This is a genomic window from Phenylobacterium sp. (assembly GCF_046290725.1).
Classification (GTDB): Bacteria; Pseudomonadota; Alphaproteobacteria; order Caulobacterales; family Caulobacteraceae; genus Phenylobacterium.
Genome location: NZ_JBKBUH010000001.1, coordinates 695,360 through 710,249 on the forward strand (window position 1 = coordinate 695,360; position 14,890 = coordinate 710,249).

The window sequence follows — 14,890 nt, forward strand, 5'->3', positions numbered from 1 at the left end:
GGCCCAGGCCCGCGCCTGGGCCGAAGCCACTGAGGCGCAGCGCGCACACGCCGAGCTCGCCGGCGACAGCGGAATCGACGACGGCTCCCGGGCCGTGAGCCTCCACGGCCGATGGCGTGCGGGTCAAGCTGGTCCCTCCCCTCGCCGCCTGCAGGCGGCGGCTTTTCACCGGAGCCTACGCCAACCGGCGCCGATTGGGAGAGCGAAAGCTCAGGGGAGCCGGGCTTCCGCCGCGGCCAGCGCCGCCTTGGCGTCCGCGGCGAATCCCTGGGCGTTCAGGGCCTGCCCAAGGGCGGTCAGGCAGAGCCGGACATGCCAGGGCGTGGCCGAGGCGCCCATCAGGCCGATCCGCCAGACCTTGCCCTTGAGAGGACCCAGACCGGCGCCGATCTCCAGGTCCCACTTCTCCAGCACGGCGGCGCGCACCGCCGCTTCGTCCACGCCCTCGGGCACGAGCACGGCGTTGAGCTGGGGCAGGCGATGCGGCTCGGCGACCAGGAACTTCAGCCCCATGGCCTCCAGGCCCGCGGCCAGCGCCTCGTGCATGCGCGCATGGCGGACCAAAACCGCCTGATGCCCTTCCTCGAACAGGGCGACCAAGCTCTCGTGCAGGCCGTAGAGGGCGTTGATCGGCGCCGTGTGGTGGTAGGTCCGGCCGCCCTCCCCGCCCCAATAGCTCATCAGGAGGGTGAAGTCGCAGAGCCAGTTGCGCACCTTCTCCTTACGGCCGGCGATGGCCGCCTGGGCGGCCTTGGAGAGCGCGATGGGGGCGAGGCCGGGCGGGGCCGAGAGGCACTTCTGGGTTCCGGAATAGATCACGTCGGCGTCCCAGGCGGCGGCGTCTACGGCGACGCCGCCCAGCGAAGTCACGCAGTCGACGATGGAAAGCGCGCCGTAGCGACGCGCGAGGCCGCAGAGCGCAGCGGCGTCCGAGCGGGCGCCGGTGGAGGTCTCGGCGTGCACGAAGGCCAGAACCTTGGCCGGCGCCGCCTGAAGCACCTCCTCCACCCGCGCCGGATCGACCGGTTCGCCCCAGGCGTGGTCCACGGTCACGACTTCCGCGCCGGCCCGGCCGGCCATTTCGGCCATACGCCCGCCGAAGGCGCCGTTGACGGCGATCACCGCCCGGTCGCCGGGCTCCAGAAGGTTCATGATCGCTGCTTCCATACCGGCTGTGCCCGGCGCCGGGAGGGGCACGCAGGCGTGGTCGGGCGCATTGAACAGCCGCGCGAGCGCCGCCTTGATCTCCTCCATCAGCGCCTGGAACTGGGGATCGAGATGTCCGATGGTGGGGCGGGCGAGCGCGGCCAGCACTCGAGGGCTCACGTCGGAAGGGCCCGGCCCCATCAGGATGCGCCGCGGCGGCTGGAAGCTCTGCATGACGTTGTCGATCCCCGTGTATTTTGGCGGGGGAGGCTTAGGCCAAGCTGGCGGCCTTGTCAGCCGAGGATGCGGTCCTCGATGCCGGCGCGGAGGCGCGCGTCGATTCCGAGCACGTCTTCGAGATAGTCCTCGACCGTCCCGTGGGCCGACACGATCTCGTCCATCGCCGCCTCCAGGAAGGCCTCATGCACGCTGACCGCCTGGCGCAGGGCCGCGTCGTCGAGGGTGCGGCCGGTCAGGTCCCTGATCCACGGCCCCAGGAAAGCGATGCGCCGCTCCATCCGGGTCTCGTCATTGGTGGCGAGATAGTCGGCGAGCGTGTCGTCGCGGTGGACGCCGGCGATGTGGTGGGTGAGGGCGCAGACCAGACCCGTGCGGTCCTTGCCCGCCGCGCAATGGACCACCACCGCGCCGTCGGCTTCGGCCAGGGCGTGGAAATAGCGCCGGAAGAGGTCCACGTGGCGCTCGGCGTGCGGCGCCCGGCGATAGAACTCCAGGCTGTCCTGGAAGAACCAGTTGGCGTCGATGGTGGTGGCCGCCATCAGCCCCTCGGCCCAGTCGGTCTCCACGCCGTCGAGATCGTTCTCGATTACCGCGCCGGCGAAGTCCTCCCATCGCCGCGAGGGCTCCCGCTCTCGTTCCCGCCGCCGGCGCAGGTCGACGATCACCTGGACGCCCAGGTCGCGGAGCGCCTGGAGGTCGGCTTCGGTCGCATAGGCGTGGTTCGCGGAGCGGAACAGCCGCCCCCGCTTCAGCCCCCGCCCGCAGCGCGTGCCGTAGCCGCCGAAGTCGCGGAAGTTGTCGATGCCCTCGAGCGGAATATGTCGCGTCATGGCCCCGATCTAGTCGACGTTCGCCTTTTGATCCAGCCCCGCCTGCTCAGCGGAACGGCGGCTCGTCGAAGCTGCGCAGCTTGCGCGAATGCAGGCGCTGCCCCTCTTCGCGCAACAGGTCCATGGTGGCGATGCCGATCTGCAGGTGCTGGCCGATGGCGCGTTCGTAGAAGGCGTTGGCCTGGCCGGGCAGCTTGATCTCGCCGTGGAGGGGCTTGTCGGACACGCAAAGTAAGGTCCCGTAAGGCACGCGAAAGCGATAGCCTTGAGCTGCGATGGTGGCGCTTTCCATGTCGATGGCGACGGCGCGCGATTGATTGAACCGCAGGGCGCTGGAGGAGAAGCGGAGCTCCCAGTTACGATCGTCGGTGGTGACCACCGTTCCGGTGCGCAGGCGCCGCTTCAGCGGCTCGCCGCTTTCGCCGGTGACGATCTCGGCCGCCCGGCCCAGCGCCACCTGCACCTCGGCGATGGGCGGGATGGGGATCTCCGGCGGCAACACGCCGTCCAGCACGTGATCGTCGCGCAGATAGGCGTGGGCCAGGACGTAGTCGCCGATGGTCTGCGAGCCGCGCAGGCCCCCGCAATGGCCGATCATCAGCCAGGCCTGGGGCCGCATCACCGCCAGGTGGTCGGTGATGGTCTTGGCGTTGGAGGGCCCGACCCCGATGTTGACCAGAGTGATCCCGCGTCGGCCCTCGGCCATCAGGTGGTAGGCCGGCATCTGGTGGCGCCGCCAGGGCCCTTCGGCCACCGCCTGTTCCGGGTCGGGGGTGTCGGGGGTGACCATGACGCGGCCGGCCGCCGACAGCGCCTTATAGGGCCCGCCCGCCTGCAGCTGGCCGCAGGCCCAGCGGACGAACTCGTCCACGTAGCGATGATAGTTGGTGAACAGCACGTACTGCTGCACGTGCTCGGCGGGCGTGCCCATATAGTGGGTCAGCCGCGCCAGCGAGAAGTCGGTGCGCAGGCCGTCGAACAGGGAAAGCGGCCGCGCCGGCTCAAGGCCCGCATTCCACATGCCGTCGGCGATCTCGTCGCCGATGTGGGCCAGTTCGGTGGTGGGGAAGTGCCGGGCGATGTCGGCCGACCCGATGTCGGCCATGGCGATGTCGACCGCCCCGTCCAGCACATAGGGAAAGGGCATTTCCTGGGCCGAGCGCCCGACCTCGAAGCGGACGTCGAAGTCGCTCATCAGGAGCGCGATCTGCTCGGTCAGATAGTCGCCGAAGAGGTCCGGGCGGGTCACCGTGGCGGCGTAGGTTCCCGGCTGGGAAAGGCGGGCATAGGCCCGACTGAGGCGCGGATAGCCCTGGCCCGGCGGCCAGGTCAGGCGGAGCTCCGGATAGACGAAGGCGCCGGCCGCCCGGTCTTCCGGCGTGGGCGCAGGCCCCCCCGCCAGGAAGATCTTCAGAGCCGAGCGCAGGGCCGCGACGGTGGTCTGGTATTCCTCGTTGAGCCGCCCGACGATGGCGGCCGCTTCCTTCTCGATGGACATGGGTTTCTTTAGCCCGGTCGCCGCGACGCGCCTAGCGCCGCAGCAGGGCGTGCGGCCCTTGCGCGGCCTGAGGCCCGCATCCCATATGAGCGCCATGCGCAACCATCTTCGCACCTTCATGCTGCTGGCGGCCCTGACCGCCCTCTTCGTCGGCGTCGGCTACATGATCGGCGGCGCCGGCGGCATGGCGATCGCCCTGGCCCTGGCCGTGGCGATGAACGCCTTCAGCTACTGGAATTCGGACAAGATCGTGCTGCGGATGTACGGCGCGCGCGAGGTGGATCCCACGACCGCCGACCCGCTGCTGCGCAACTACGTTTCCGACGTCCATGCCCTGGCCGACCGCGCGGCGCTGCCGCGTCCGAAGGTCTATGTGATCGAGACCGACCAGCCCAACGCCTTCGCCACCGGACGCGACCCGGACCATGCGGCGGTCGCCGCCACGGTGGGCCTGCTGCGCATGCTGGATCGGCGCGAGGTGCGGGGCGTGATGGCGCACGAGCTGGCGCACGTGAAGAACCGCGACACGCTCACCATGACGATCACCGCCACTATCGCGGGCGCGATCTCGGCCCTGGCCAACTTCGCCCTGTTCTTCGGCGGCCGCGACCGGCCCGGCGGCATCGTGGGGACCATCGCCCTGATGATCCTCGCGCCGATGGCCGCAGCCCTGGTCCAGATGGCCATCAGCCGCGGCCGCGAGTACGAGGCCGACCGCATCGGCGCCGAGATCAGCGGCGATCCGGAGGCCCTGGCCTCGGCCCTGGAGAAGATCGAGCGCTTCGCCCGCGGCGGCTATGCCAACGCCCACGCCGAACGCAATCCGGCCACCGCCCATATGTTCATCATCAATCCGCTGGCCGGGCGCGGCGGCGACAACCTGTTCTCCACCCATCCCGCGACCCAGAACCGGGTGAAGGCGCTGCTGCAGCTCATCGGCCGGGACGCCCCGGGCCGCCGCGCGGTGGAGCGTGGCCGCTCCGGCACGGCGGTGCCGGTGACCGCGCCGGCGCGGCGCGGGCCCTGGGAGTAGGTCACATGGGCGAGGGACGCTTCCACGACGCGGCCACCCTCGCCTTCTATGACCGGGAGGCTTCCGCCTACGCCGCTCGGCGGACCGAGGCGGGACCTCACCTGGCCGAGTTCCTTGGCCGGCTGCCGGCGGGCGGGCGGATTCTTGAGCTGGGCTGCGGCGGCGGGCAGGACGCCGCCGCGATGATCGCAGCGGGTTTCGACGTCACGCCGACCGACGGCTCGCCGAAACTGGCGCAGGAGGCCGAGCGGCGGATCGGAAGGCGCGTGAGGGTGATGCGCTTCGAGGAGCTGGACGCCGTCGAAGCCTACGAAGCGGTCTGGGCGAACGCCTGCCTGTTGCATGTGCCGGCGGCGGGGCTTGCAGGCGTCCTGGCTCGAGTCCGGCGGGCCTTGGCCCCTGGCGGGCTGTTCTATGCCGGCTTCAAGTCGGGCGACGGGGAAGGCCGCGACAGCCTGGGCCGCTACTATAATTTCCCGAATGAGGAGACCCTGCGCGCCGCCTACGCCGAAGCGGGTGGTTGGAGCCGCCTCGACATCCGGATCGGAGCGGGCGGAGGCTATGACGGCGTGGCCCGCACCTGGCTGCACGTGACGGCGTTGCGGGCCTAACCGCCGCGAGCCACGAACCAGCCGTTGCGGAAGCCCTCGCGAGCCTTGCCGTAGATCACCGGCTCGCCTTCCGGCGTGCGCACCGAACCGCCCGCCGCTTCCAGGATCGCGTGGCCGGCGGCGATGTCCCACTCCATGGTCGGCCCGTGGCGCGGATAGATGTCGGCCGAGCCTTCGGCGATGCGGCAGAACTTGATCGAGGAGTCCATCGGCTCGCGCAGGTCGAAGCCGTACTCGTCGGCGAGCTTGCGGGCGGTCTCCTCCTTCATGGTGTGGCTGATCAGCGCCACCGCCGCCCCCGCGGGCCAGGGCCGCGCCCGGATCGGCTCGCCGACGCCGCCCTCCTGCCGCTTCATCGCCCCGCCGGCGACGGTGTACCAGGTCTCAGAGGTGGCGGGCGCGGCGATGGCGCCGGCCACCGGCCGGCCGGATTCCACCAGGGCGATGTTGACTGTGAAGTTCGGATCGCCGCGGACGAAGGCCTTGGTGCCGTCCACCGGGTCGACCAGGAAGAAGCGCGGGCCGATCTGCTCGGGCGCGCCGAATTCGCTGGCGTCCTCCTCCGAGATCACCGGCACGCCGGGGAAGAGCTCGGCCAGACGCTCCAGGATCAGGGCCTCGCCCCGGCGGTCGGCCTCCGTCACCGGGCTCTCGTCGGCCTTGGAGAACACCGTCAGCCCCGATTTCCAGAGCGGCAGGATCAGCCGGCTCGCCTGTTCGCACACGTCGGCGAGGATGGGTCCCACGTCGTTCATCGGATCTCCCGGGGATCGTCGCCGGCGAACAGCAGCGGAACCACGCCCGCATCGATGGTCCGCTTGCCCGCATGCTCGAAATTGACGGTGACCTTGCGGCCGGCCACCGACTGCACCTGCCCCAGGCCCCAGTCGGCGCGCTCGGGGTGGCGCACCAGGACGCCGGGCGCGAGGAAGGGATCGGAAGCGTGCATCGGCCGGTTGTCTAGAGCACGATGCGGCCAGGCGGAACCGTCTGACCGTTGAATCGTGCTCTACATTCAAAAAGCTGGAGCGCGTTCTGATCGCAAAACCGGTTTCCACTCTTGCGGAACGCGCTCCGGTCGTCCCCGCCCGTTTCCCAAAGCGGCAAATCAGGCCAGTTTCCCAGACGACATGACCGACGGCGATCAAGATCCGCAAACCGCGCCCAAGCCGAAGACCGCCGAAGTGGCGGCCTATCTGGCCGCGCGCATGTGCCACGACTTCATCAGTCCGGCGAGCGCCATCGTCTCCGGCCTGGACCTGCTGGACGATCCCAGCGCCCAGGACATGAAGGAAGAGGCCATGGGCCTGATCGCGGGCTCGGCCCGCAAACTGGCCGACCTCCTGGCCTTCTCGCGCATCGCCTTCGGCGCCTCGGCCTCGGCCGAGACCTTCGATCCGCGGGAACTCAGGACCCTGGCCCAGGGCCTCTTCAACCACATGCGCGCCGAACTGGACTGGCAGGTGGAGGCGCCCTCGCTGGGCAAACCCGCGGCCCGCACCCTGATGAACCTCGTCCAGATGGCTGGCGCCGCCTTGCCGACCGGCGGGACGGCCAAGATCCGCGCGGTCGAGGAAGGCGCCTTCGTGGCCATTGCGGCCGAGGCGATCGGCCCGCGCGCGCGGCTGAGGCCCGAGGTGCTGGCCGGCCTGCGCGGCGAGGGCCCGGGCGAGGGCCTGCACGGCCACTGGGTCCAGGCCTATTACCTGCGGCTGGTGGTGGACGACGCCGGCGGCCGGGTCTTCGCCGACGTGACCGAGGAGAAGGTCACTTTCGCGGCCACCGTCCCGGCCTGAGCATTGCCGGGCCGCGCCGCGGCGCCCATCTGAGGCGAAGCTTCAGTTATGGGAGTTCCCATGTTCGATCATCTCTCCGTAGGCGTGCGGGACCTCGCCGCCGCTCGCGCCTTCTATGACGCCTTCTTCGCGCCCCTCGGCTGCGCCAACGCCTGGGCGGCCGAGCAGGAACTCGCCTACGGCCCCGGCGGCGAGAGCCGGCTGTTCTGGCTGTATCCCGTCGATGGGAAGCAGGTCGCAGGGCTCGGGACCCACATCGCGTTCACCGCTGGAAGCCGTTCGGCGGTGGATGAAGCCTGCGCCGCCGCGGAGGCAGCAGGCGCGACCGTTCTCCGCGCCGCGGGCCGGCACCCGGACATCGCCCCGGACTACTACGGGGCCGTGCTGCTCGATCCCGACGGCAACAAGCTGGAGATCGTCGCCGGGACCATGCACTAGCTGGCATGCGATCCGCAGGGCTCTATCGCTCCACCTTCACCGCATCCCAGAAGAGCGGCTTCAGGTCGGCGAAGAACTGGTCGATCCCATAGACTTCGCCCAGGACGAACAGGCCGTCCTCCTCGCGGATCAGATAGCCGCGCTCGGCCAGGGCCAGCAGCTTGCGCCGCGTGGTCTCGCGCGGGATCTGGGTAATGTCCGACAGGCTGAGCGCGTTCAGCCCCCGCCGGCGGGCGAAGGTCTGCGGCGCCCGGGCGCTCGCCGCCGCCATGGTCTGCGACAGCTCCGACAGCAGGAACACCAGATAGAGCAGGTACTGGTCGAGGTCGCCGTCGAAGCGGGCCCGGATGCGGATGAGCGTGGTCGAGAGATGCCCGCCCCAGCGGTAGAAGAAGCGGGTGACGTCCTGGTCCAGGTAGCCAGGCTCCGGCTCCTCGTCCCGCGCCACCGACCGGCTTTCCGGGGCGACGGTGGAGGCATCCCATTTTGAGATCTGACTGAGCATCGCAGACACCTCCTCCAAGGTTAATTTCAATTAACCCAACCAAATTCCGACCCGGAACGCCCTTTTCTCCTATCGATCTGCGCGAGATAGCAGGTCGTTATTCGAACGCTGGTCAGAAATACGCGCTCACATCGAGCTTCGATGGAGCCAAAACTAGATAACTTCTAATATGGCAAGAAGGCGCCACCCGCCCATATCGGGCAGCCGACCCCCGGCGGTTTTCTGTGGATGAGCGTTGGGCGCACCACATGCGCGCCGAGCGCCTGCGCCCAATCCCTCCCCTGCGAAGCGGGGGAGGGGGCCATCCGAAGGATGGTGGAGGGGGCGAGACTTGGCGCTGCGGATGCAGGTTGACCGTCAGCAAGGACGCGAGGTTAGGCGTCGTGCGGGCGGCCGCCCCCTCCACCACGCTGACGCGCGCCCCCCGTGAACGGGAGGAAAAGGAGCGAGAATCCTTCTTCCGATACTCGCCTTCGCCGGCGCCTAGTCGCGCAGCAGTTCGTTGATCGAGGTTTTGGAGCGGGTGCGTTCGTCCACCGTCTTCATGATGACGGCGCAGTAGGTGGAGGGCATGCCTTCGTGGGCCGCCGGCCGATTGCCCGGAACCACCACGGAATAGGGCGGCACCTCGCCGAGCGTCACATTGCCGGTCTTGCGGTCGATGATCGGTGTCGTGGAGGTGATGTAGACGCCCATCGACAGCACCGAGCCTTCGCGAACGATTACGCCCTCGGCCACCTCCGAGCGCGCGCCGATGAAGCAGTTGTCCTCGACGATGGTCGGATTGGCCTGGAGGGGCTCCAGCACCCCGCCGATCCCCGCGCCGCCCGAAATGTGAACATTCTTGCCGATCTGGGCGCAGGAGCCGACCGTGGCCCAGGTGTCGACCATGGTGCCTTCGTCCACATAGGCGCCGATGTTCACGAAGGAGGGCATAAGCACCACGTTCTTCGCCACATAGGCGCCGCGGCGGACCACAGCGCCGGGTACGGCGCGGAAGCCGGCGGCCTCGAACTGCGGAGCATCCCAACCTTCGAACTTGGTGGGGACCTTGTCCCAGTAGGGACCCGGCGCGGCGGCGTGCATCACTTGGTTTGCGTTCAATCGGAAGGAGAGCAGGATCGCCTGCTTCGCCCACTGATGGACGGTCCAGGTCCCGTCGGGCTCGCGCTCGGCCACCCGCAGCTTGCCGGAATCGAGCAGGCGCAGGGTTTCTTCCACCGCCGTGCGCACCGGCCCCTTGGTGGCGGTGTTGACGCCGTCACGGGCGGCCCAGGCGGCTTCGATCTCGGTCTTCAGGTCGGAGAGGGTCAGACTCATCGGGCGGTTTCCTTCACGCGCGCCCCGTTGAGGAAGGGCGCGAGCTTTTCGGTGCGGTGATGGACGAAGGGGGCGGTGGACGCCGGCGCATGGCGGCCCACCAGCACGGTGCTCATGCCGAGATCGGCGGCCGGCTTCAGGTTGCGCTCGGAGTCCTCGAAGAAGGCGGTGGCGCGGGGGTCGAGCCCGTGGGCGTCGATCATCCGCTGGAAGCCGACAGGATCGGGCTTGGGCGCGAAGCCGAAGGAATGGATGTGGAACACGTCGTCGAACAGTTCCGAAAGGCCCAGGTGATCCAGCACGCGCTCGGCGTGGCGGTCGTCGGCGTTGGTGAAGATGAACCGCCGGCCCGGCAGCTTGGCGAGCGCGATCAGCAGCTCAGGATCCCTTGAGAGCGCATCCAGCGACAGGTCGTGGAAGAGGGCGTGGAACTCCGCCGGGTCGACGCCGTGATGCAGCATAAGCCCCCGCAGCGTCAGGCCGTGCTCGGCCAGGTACTGCTTCTGCAGGACGTAGGCTTGGTCATGCGGCAGGCCCGTGACGCGCGCCACGAAGTCCGTCATCCGCCCCTCGACGGAGCTCATGAAGCCGGACTCCTCGGGATAGAGGGTGTTGTCCAGGTCGAAGAGCCAAGTGTCGACGTGGGTCAGGTCGGCGGTCATCGGCAGATCAGCGTGCCCGACCCGTGCTCGGTGAAGAGCTCGACCAGCATGGCGTGGGGACGGCGGCCGTCGAGGATCACGACCGCCTCTACGCCGGCCTCGACCGCAGCGATGGCGGTCTCCAGCTTGGGGATCATGCCGCCGGTGGCGACGCCGTCGGCGATGGCCTGGCGGGCCTCGGCGACCGTCATCTGACGGACCAGATCGCCGTTCGCATCCAGCACGCCGGCCACATCGGTCAGCAACAGCATGCGCTTGGCGCCCAGCGCCCCCGCCAGCGCGCCGGCCACGGTGTCGGCGTTGATGTTGTAGGTCTGGCCTGCCTCGGACACGCCGATCGGGGCGATCACCGGGATGTAGTCCGCCTCGGCGTAGATCAGGGCCTCGATCAGCTTGGGGTCGATCGCCGTCGGCTCGCCCACATAGCCAAGATCGATCACCTCCTCGATCTTGGAGCCGGGGTCCTTCTTGGTGCGGACGGCCTTCTCCACGGTGATCAGACGGGCGTCCTTGCCGGACAGGCCGACGCCGCGCACATCGGCTTCCGCCCCGGCCAAGGTGATCCAGTTGGCGATCTCCTTGTTGATGGCGCCTGACAGCACCATCTCGGCGACCTCCATAGTGGCCTCGTCCGTCACCCGCAGGCCGTCGACGAAGGTCGACTTCACGCCGGCCTTGTCCAGCATCCGCGAGATCTGCGGCCCGCCGCCGTGGACGATCACCGGATGGCAGCCCAGCATCTTCAGCAGCACGGCGTCGGCGGCGAACAGGCGCGCCACCTGCTCCTCGCCCATGGCGTGGCCGCCATACTTTATGACGACAGTCTCGCGGTCGTAGATCTGGATGAAGGGCAGGGCTTCGGCCAGGGTCTTGGCTGTGGCCCAGCCTTGTTCTTCGGCGGTGTCGGTCAAGGGATGCGCGCTCCGGGTCGGAGCGCTCCGATAGCGGACGCAGGCGCGCCTGTCACCGCCTCGGCGCCGGCAAGCGCCCACCGTCTTCAGATCGAACGGGCCACCACTTCCTTCATGATCTCGCTGGTGCCGCCATAGATTCGCTGGACGCGGGCGTCGCGCCACAGGCGGGCGATGGGATATTCGTTCATATAGCCGGCTCCGCCATGCAGCTGCAGGGCCGCGTCACAGGCCTCCCATTGCAGCTCCGTGTGGAACAGTTTGGCGGCGGAGGCCTCGGCGGCGGTCAGTTCGCCCGCCACGTGGCGCTTGATGGCCCAGTCCAGGTGCGCCCACCCGGCCTGGAGCTTGGCCTTCAGGGCGCCCAGGGTGAAGCGGGTGTTCTGGAAGTCGAAGATCGACTGACCGAAGGCCTTGCGCTCCTTGGTGAACTTCACCGCCTCGTCGAAGGCGCGCTGGGCGCCAGCCTGGCCGGCGATAGCGATCTGCAGCCGCTCCTGCGGAAGCTGGTTCATGAGATAGGCGAAGCCGCGGCCCTCCTCGCCGAGGCAGTTGGTGATCGGCACGCGAACGTCCTCGAAAAAGAGTTCGGAGGTGTCGGCGGAGTTCTGCCCGATCTTGTCCAGGTTCCGGCCCCGCTGGAAGCCTTCACGGTCGCGTTCCACCAGGATGAGCGAGATGCCCCTGGCCCCGGCGTTGGGATCGGTCTTGGCGACGACGATCACCACGTCGGCGTTCTGGCCGTTGGTGATGTAGGTCTTGGACCCGTTCAGCACATAGTGGTTGCCGTCGCGGACGGCGGTGGTCTTCACCCCCTGCAGATCCGAGCCCGTGCCCGGCTCGGTCATGGCGATGGCGGTGATGATCTCGCCCGACACCATGCCCGGCAGCAGCCGCTTCTTCTGCTCCTCGGAGCCGTAGTTGATGATGTAGTCGACGGTGATGTCCGACTGCAGGGTCACGCCCGCCGAGCAGCCGGCGTAGGACAGCTCCTCGCCGATGACGGCGTTGTAGCGGTAGTCGAGGCCCAGGCCGCCGTACTCCGGCGGGACCTGCGGGCAGAGCAGGCCCGCCTCGCCATAGGCCTTCCAGAAGTCGCGGTCGACGATCCCCTCCTCCTCCCAGCGGTCGAGGTGGGGATGGAGCGCCTTGTCGAAGAACTTCCGCACCTGGTCGCGGAACAGATCCAGATCGGCGTCGTAAGCCGTGCGGCCGGCGGTGGAGAGCATGGGCGGCGTCCAAAGATGGCGTTTGGCCATCATCTGTCACGGCGCCGCGCCGACGGAAAGACTGACGCCGGGTGAGGCGCCATCCAGGTGTCATCCCGGTTTCGTCGCCAGACGAAGACCGGGATCCATTCGCGCCGGGGCCGAGCCGTTTTCCGAACCGTCGGGTGTTCATGGATCCCGGTCTTGCTCCGCAAACCGGGATGACATGGGCGTCAGGGCGCGACCGCACAGGCGGTCATGATCTCCGCCCGCAGGTCCGGCAGGCCGGTTCCCTTCTCCGAGGAGGTGGCGAGCACGCGGGGGAAGGCGGCCGGACGTTTGGCGATGGCGGCCTCGGTGCGGCGGAGAACGGCGTCGACCTCCACAGACTTCAGCTTGTCGGCCTTGGTCAGCACGATCTGGTAGGAGACGGCCGCGCGGTCGAAGGCGTCCATCGGCTCCTTGTCGACCTCTTTCAGCCCGTGCCGCGCATCGATCAGCAGATAGGCGCGCTTCAGGTTGGGCCGGCCCCGCAGATAGTCGCGGCCGAGGTTCTGGAACTTCTTCACCTCGGTCTTGGAGGCCTTGGCCCAGCCATAGCCGGGCAGATCCACCAGGCGCAGCTTGTCATCGAGGACGAAGAAATTGACTTCGCGCGTGCGCCCCGGCTCGTTGGAGGCCCGCGCCAGGTGCTTGTGGCCGGTGAGGGCGTTGATCAGAGAGGACTTGCCGACGTTGGAGCGGCCGGCGAAGGCCACCTCCGGCAGGTCCGGAGCCGGCAGGCCGTCGATGGAGACCGCCCCCATCAGGAAGACCGCCGGCCGCGCGAAAAGCACCCGCGCTGCTTCCAGCTCCTCCTCGGAGAAGGCGGGGTCCCCGCTCACCCCGCCGCCTTGCCGCTGAACCGGCTGATGATCTTGTCGATCGGATTGTCCACCTTGAACCGGCGCATGATCACGTACTGCTGCAGGATCGAAAGCACGTTGTTCCAGGTCCAGTAGATCAGGAGACCGGCGGCGAACGGCGCCATGATGAAGGTGAACATGATCGGCATGAACTGGAAGATCTTCTGCTGCACCGGATCCGGCGCCGGCGGGTTCATCGCCATGGAGAGCCACATGGTGAAGCCGTAGAGGATGGCCAGCGGGCCAAGGTGCAGAAGGTCGGAATTGAGGATTCCACCGATCAACGGCGCGGTGGCGGGGTTCCAGGGGATCAGGCCGAACAGGTTCCAGATGGTCAGCGGGTCCTTGGCGGAGAGATCCTGAATCCAGCCGAAGAAGGGCGCATGCCGCATCTCGATGGTGACGGTCAGCACCTTGTAGAGGGCGTAGAAGACCGGGATCTGGATCAGCATGGGAAGGCAGCCGGTCAGAGGATTGATCTTCTCCTTCTGATAGAGCGCCATCAGCTCCTGCTGCATCTTCGGCGGATCCTCCTTGAACTTGGCGCGCAGCTGCTCGATCTGCGGCTGCACCTTCTTCATCTTGGTGATCGACTCGTAGCTCTTGTTGGCCAGCGGGAAGAAGATCAGCTTCACGGCCACGGTGAGCAGCAGGATGGCGATCCCGACGTTGCCGATGTGGCGGTAGATGAAGTCGAGGAAGGAAAAGATCGGCCGGGTGAAGAACCAGAAGTTCCCCCAGTCGACGGCGCTGTCCAGACGGGGCACGCCGAGCTGGGCCTCATAGGCGTTCAGCACCGGCACGGTCTTGGCGCCCGCGAACACGTGGGTGGTCTCGCTGATCTGGCGGCCGGCCGGGATGATCTTCGGCTGGCCCACATAGACGGCTTCGTAGATGTCCGGCGCGCCCGAGGCGCGGGTGATGCGGAACTGGTTTTCGATCCGCTGGGACTGCTCGGGGATCACGGCGGTCAGCCAGTACTTGTCGGTGATGCCGGCCCAGCCGCCGGTGGAGGTGAAGCTCTCGCCGCCCTCCTTACGCCACTTGTCGTACTTCACTTGCCGAAGCTGACCGTTGAGCCAGCCGATCGCGCCCTCGTGGACGATGTGGTTGCGGCCGAGATCGGCGGGCACGCCCTGGCGTTGGACCGAGGCGTAGGGGGCGAGCGTCACCGGGCCCGCGCCGGTGTTGGCCACGGTGTCGGTCACCGTGAACATGTAGCGGTCGTCCACCTCGATCCGGCGGGTGAAGGTCAGGCCCTGGCCGTTGGAGGTGCGCAGCACCACGGGCTGGCCGGGCGCCAGCGTCGAACCCTCCACCACCTGCCAGACCGTGTCGGCGTTCGGCAGGCCGGGGAGGTTGGCGCCGATCCAGCCCACTTCGGCGAAGAAGGCGTGCTGGGCGCCCTCGGGGCGGAGCAGCTCCACGGGGGGCGCGTCCTTCGCCACCGTCTGGCGATACCGCCGCAGATAGAGGTCGTCGATACGTGCGCCCCGCAGGGAAACCGAACCCGAGAGCGACGGGGTGGAGACGGGAACCCGCGGGCTGGCCGCCGCCGCCTGCTGGCGCGGCACGGTCACGGCCGCAGCGGGCGCATTGACCCCGCTGGGCGCCTTGCCGGCGGGGGTGGCGGCCTCCGTCTGCGCGGCCGTCGCCTTCTGGCGCTCCAACTCGGCGCGGCGCTGCTTGGTCATCGGGTCCAGCACGAAGACCTGGTAGAGGATCAGGATCAGGACCGCGCTGACCACGAAGACGATCGTGTTGCGGGTGTTGTCGTTCTGCATGGG

16 protein-coding genes are annotated in these 14,890 nt (G+C 68.5%); 4 read left to right on the top strand and 12 right to left on the bottom strand.

What is annotated here, in order from left to right; genetic code table 11:
• Nucleotides 1–210: 210 nt before the first annotated feature.
• Genes ACK41C_RS03730 through ACK41C_RS03740 form a run of 3 tightly spaced genes read right to left on the bottom strand, consistent with a single transcriptional unit; the run spans nt 211 to nt 3,714 of the window.
• On the bottom strand, nt 211–1,380 hold the full coding sequence (locus ACK41C_RS03730) for a pyridoxal-phosphate-dependent aminotransferase family protein (protein WP_409650619.1): 1,170 nt from the start codon (nt 1,378–1,380) through the stop codon (nt 211–213).
• A gap of 59 nt (nt 1,381–1,439) precedes the next feature.
• Nucleotides 1,440–2,216 carry a tyrosine-protein phosphatase gene (locus tag ACK41C_RS03735; protein WP_409650621.1) on the bottom strand — a complete coding sequence of 259 codons (777 nt, stop codon included), beginning with the start codon at nt 2,214–2,216 and terminating at the stop codon, nt 1,440–1,442.
• A gap of 46 nt (nt 2,217–2,262) precedes the next feature.
• Entirely contained in the window at nt 2,263–3,714 is a 1,452-nt protein-coding gene (locus tag ACK41C_RS03740; protein WP_409650623.1) for an AMP nucleosidase, read from the bottom strand.
• A gap of 94 nt (nt 3,715–3,808) precedes the next feature.
• On the opposite strand from ACK41C_RS03740, the gene htpX reads away from it, so the two are divergent.
• Nucleotides 3,809–4,747 carry a zinc metalloprotease HtpX gene (gene htpX / locus ACK41C_RS03745; protein WP_409650625.1) on the top strand — a complete coding sequence of 313 codons (939 nt, stop codon included), beginning with the start codon at nt 3,809–3,811 and terminating at the stop codon, nt 4,745–4,747.
• Nucleotides 4,748–4,752: 5 nt separating this feature from the next.
• A complete protein-coding gene (locus tag ACK41C_RS03750; RefSeq protein WP_409650627.1) occupies nt 4,753–5,358 on the top strand; it encodes a class I SAM-dependent methyltransferase in 606 nt (201 codons plus the stop codon).
• On the opposite strand, the gene cysQ is transcribed toward ACK41C_RS03750, so the two are convergent.
• The gene (gene cysQ / locus ACK41C_RS03755; protein ID WP_409650629.1) at nt 5,355–6,113 is read right to left on the bottom strand and encodes a 3'(2'),5'-bisphosphate nucleotidase CysQ; all 759 of its coding nucleotides are present in this window, start codon (nt 6,111–6,113) and stop codon (nt 5,355–5,357) included. The two genes, ACK41C_RS03750 and cysQ, sit on opposite strands and share 4 nt — an antisense overlap.
• The gene (locus ACK41C_RS03760) at nt 6,110–6,307 is read right to left on the bottom strand and encodes a DUF3553 domain-containing protein (RefSeq protein WP_409650631.1); all 198 of its coding nucleotides are present in this window, start codon (nt 6,305–6,307) and stop codon (nt 6,110–6,112) included. Before ACK41C_RS03760 ends, cysQ begins: the two co-directional genes overlap by 4 nt.
• Nucleotides 6,308–6,488: 181 nt before the next feature.
• Here ACK41C_RS03760 and chpT point away from each other — a divergent pair, with 181 nt between their 5' ends.
• Both chpT and ACK41C_RS03770 read left to right on the top strand, forming a co-directional pair.
• Nucleotides 6,489–7,154 (top strand): histidine phosphotransferase ChpT, encoded by a 666-nt coding sequence (gene chpT / locus ACK41C_RS03765; RefSeq protein ID WP_409650633.1) that lies wholly within the window; start codon nt 6,489–6,491, stop codon nt 7,152–7,154.
• Between the two features lie 60 nt (nt 7,155–7,214).
• A complete protein-coding gene (locus ACK41C_RS03770; protein WP_409650635.1) occupies nt 7,215–7,592 on the top strand; it encodes a VOC family protein in 378 nt (125 codons plus the stop codon).
• A gap of 22 nt (nt 7,593–7,614) precedes the next feature.
• Here ACK41C_RS03770 and ACK41C_RS03775 read toward each other — a convergent pair whose 3' ends face one another.
• The 7 genes from ACK41C_RS03775 to yidC all read right to left on the bottom strand — a co-directional run bounded on the left by ACK41C_RS03775 (nt 7,615) and on the right by yidC (nt 14,887).
• Nucleotides 7,615–8,097 carry a hypothetical protein gene (locus tag ACK41C_RS03775; protein WP_409650637.1) on the bottom strand — a complete coding sequence of 161 codons (483 nt, stop codon included), beginning with the start codon at nt 8,095–8,097 and terminating at the stop codon, nt 7,615–7,617.
• A 483-nt stretch (nt 8,098–8,580) separates the two neighbouring features.
• Nucleotides 8,581–9,417, bottom strand: coding sequence for a 2,3,4,5-tetrahydropyridine-2,6-dicarboxylate N-succinyltransferase (gene dapD, locus ACK41C_RS03780; RefSeq protein WP_409650639.1), 837 nt, complete (start codon nt 9,415–9,417; stop codon nt 8,581–8,583).
• The gene (locus ACK41C_RS03785; RefSeq protein WP_409650641.1) at nt 9,414–10,079 is read right to left on the bottom strand and encodes a pyrimidine 5'-nucleotidase; all 666 of its coding nucleotides are present in this window, start codon (nt 10,077–10,079) and stop codon (nt 9,414–9,416) included. The genes dapD and ACK41C_RS03785 overlap by 4 nt, the downstream gene beginning before the upstream one ends.
• Complete coding sequence (gene argB / locus ACK41C_RS03790; RefSeq protein ID WP_409650643.1) at nt 10,076–10,990, bottom strand: acetylglutamate kinase; 915 nt, start codon at nt 10,988–10,990, stop codon at nt 10,076–10,078. The genes ACK41C_RS03785 and argB overlap by 4 nt, the downstream gene beginning before the upstream one ends.
• An 86-nt stretch (nt 10,991–11,076) precedes the next feature.
• A complete protein-coding gene (locus tag ACK41C_RS03795) occupies nt 11,077–12,219 on the bottom strand; it encodes an acyl-CoA dehydrogenase family protein (RefSeq protein WP_409650645.1) in 1,143 nt (380 codons plus the stop codon).
• A 212-nt stretch (nt 12,220–12,431) separates the two neighbouring features.
• Complete coding sequence (yihA, locus tag ACK41C_RS03800; protein WP_409650647.1) at nt 12,432–13,082, bottom strand: ribosome biogenesis GTP-binding protein YihA/YsxC; 651 nt, start codon at nt 13,080–13,082, stop codon at nt 12,432–12,434.
• Entirely contained in the window at nt 13,079–14,887 is a 1,809-nt protein-coding gene (yidC, locus tag ACK41C_RS03805; protein ID WP_409650649.1) for a membrane protein insertase YidC, read from the bottom strand. The genes yihA and yidC overlap by 4 nt, the downstream gene beginning before the upstream one ends.
• Nucleotides 14,888–14,890: the final 3 nt, after the last annotated feature.

Coding starts and splice junctions, on each gene's coding strand:
- chpT (WP_409650633.1), top strand. CDS start 6,489: ATGACCGACGGCGATCAAGATCCGCAAACCGCGCCCAAGCCGAAGACC.
- ACK41C_RS03775 (WP_409650637.1), bottom strand. CDS start 8,097: ATGCTCAGTCAGATCTCAAAATGGGATGCCTCCACCGTCGCCCCGGAA.
- ACK41C_RS03750 (WP_409650627.1), top strand. CDS start 4,753: ATGGGCGAGGGACGCTTCCACGACGCGGCCACCCTCGCCTTCTATGAC.
- dapD (WP_409650639.1), bottom strand. CDS start 9,417: ATGAGTCTGACCCTCTCCGACCTGAAGACCGAGATCGAAGCCGCCTGG.
- ACK41C_RS03760 (WP_409650631.1), bottom strand. CDS start 6,307: ATGCACGCTTCCGATCCCTTCCTCGCGCCCGGCGTCCTGGTGCGCCAC.
- ACK41C_RS03730 (WP_409650619.1), bottom strand. CDS start 1,380: ATGCAGAGCTTCCAGCCGCCGCGGCGCATCCTGATGGGGCCGGGCCCT.
- ACK41C_RS03740 (WP_409650623.1), bottom strand. CDS start 3,714: ATGTCCATCGAGAAGGAAGCGGCCGCCATCGTCGGGCGGCTCAACGAG.
- yidC (WP_409650649.1), bottom strand. CDS start 14,887: ATGCAGAACGACAACACCCGCAACACGATCGTCTTCGTGGTCAGCGCG.
- ACK41C_RS03735 (WP_409650621.1), bottom strand. CDS start 2,216: ATGACGCGACATATTCCGCTCGAGGGCATCGACAACTTCCGCGACTTC.
- ACK41C_RS03770 (WP_409650635.1), top strand. CDS start 7,215: ATGTTCGATCATCTCTCCGTAGGCGTGCGGGACCTCGCCGCCGCTCGC.
- htpX (WP_409650625.1), top strand. CDS start 3,809: ATGCGCAACCATCTTCGCACCTTCATGCTGCTGGCGGCCCTGACCGCC.
- cysQ (WP_409650629.1), bottom strand. CDS start 6,113: ATGAACGACGTGGGACCCATCCTCGCCGACGTGTGCGAACAGGCGAGC.
- ACK41C_RS03785 (WP_409650641.1), bottom strand. CDS start 10,079: ATGACCGCCGACCTGACCCACGTCGACACTTGGCTCTTCGACCTGGAC.
- ACK41C_RS03795 (WP_409650645.1), bottom strand. CDS start 12,219: ATGCTCTCCACCGCCGGCCGCACGGCTTACGACGCCGATCTGGATCTG.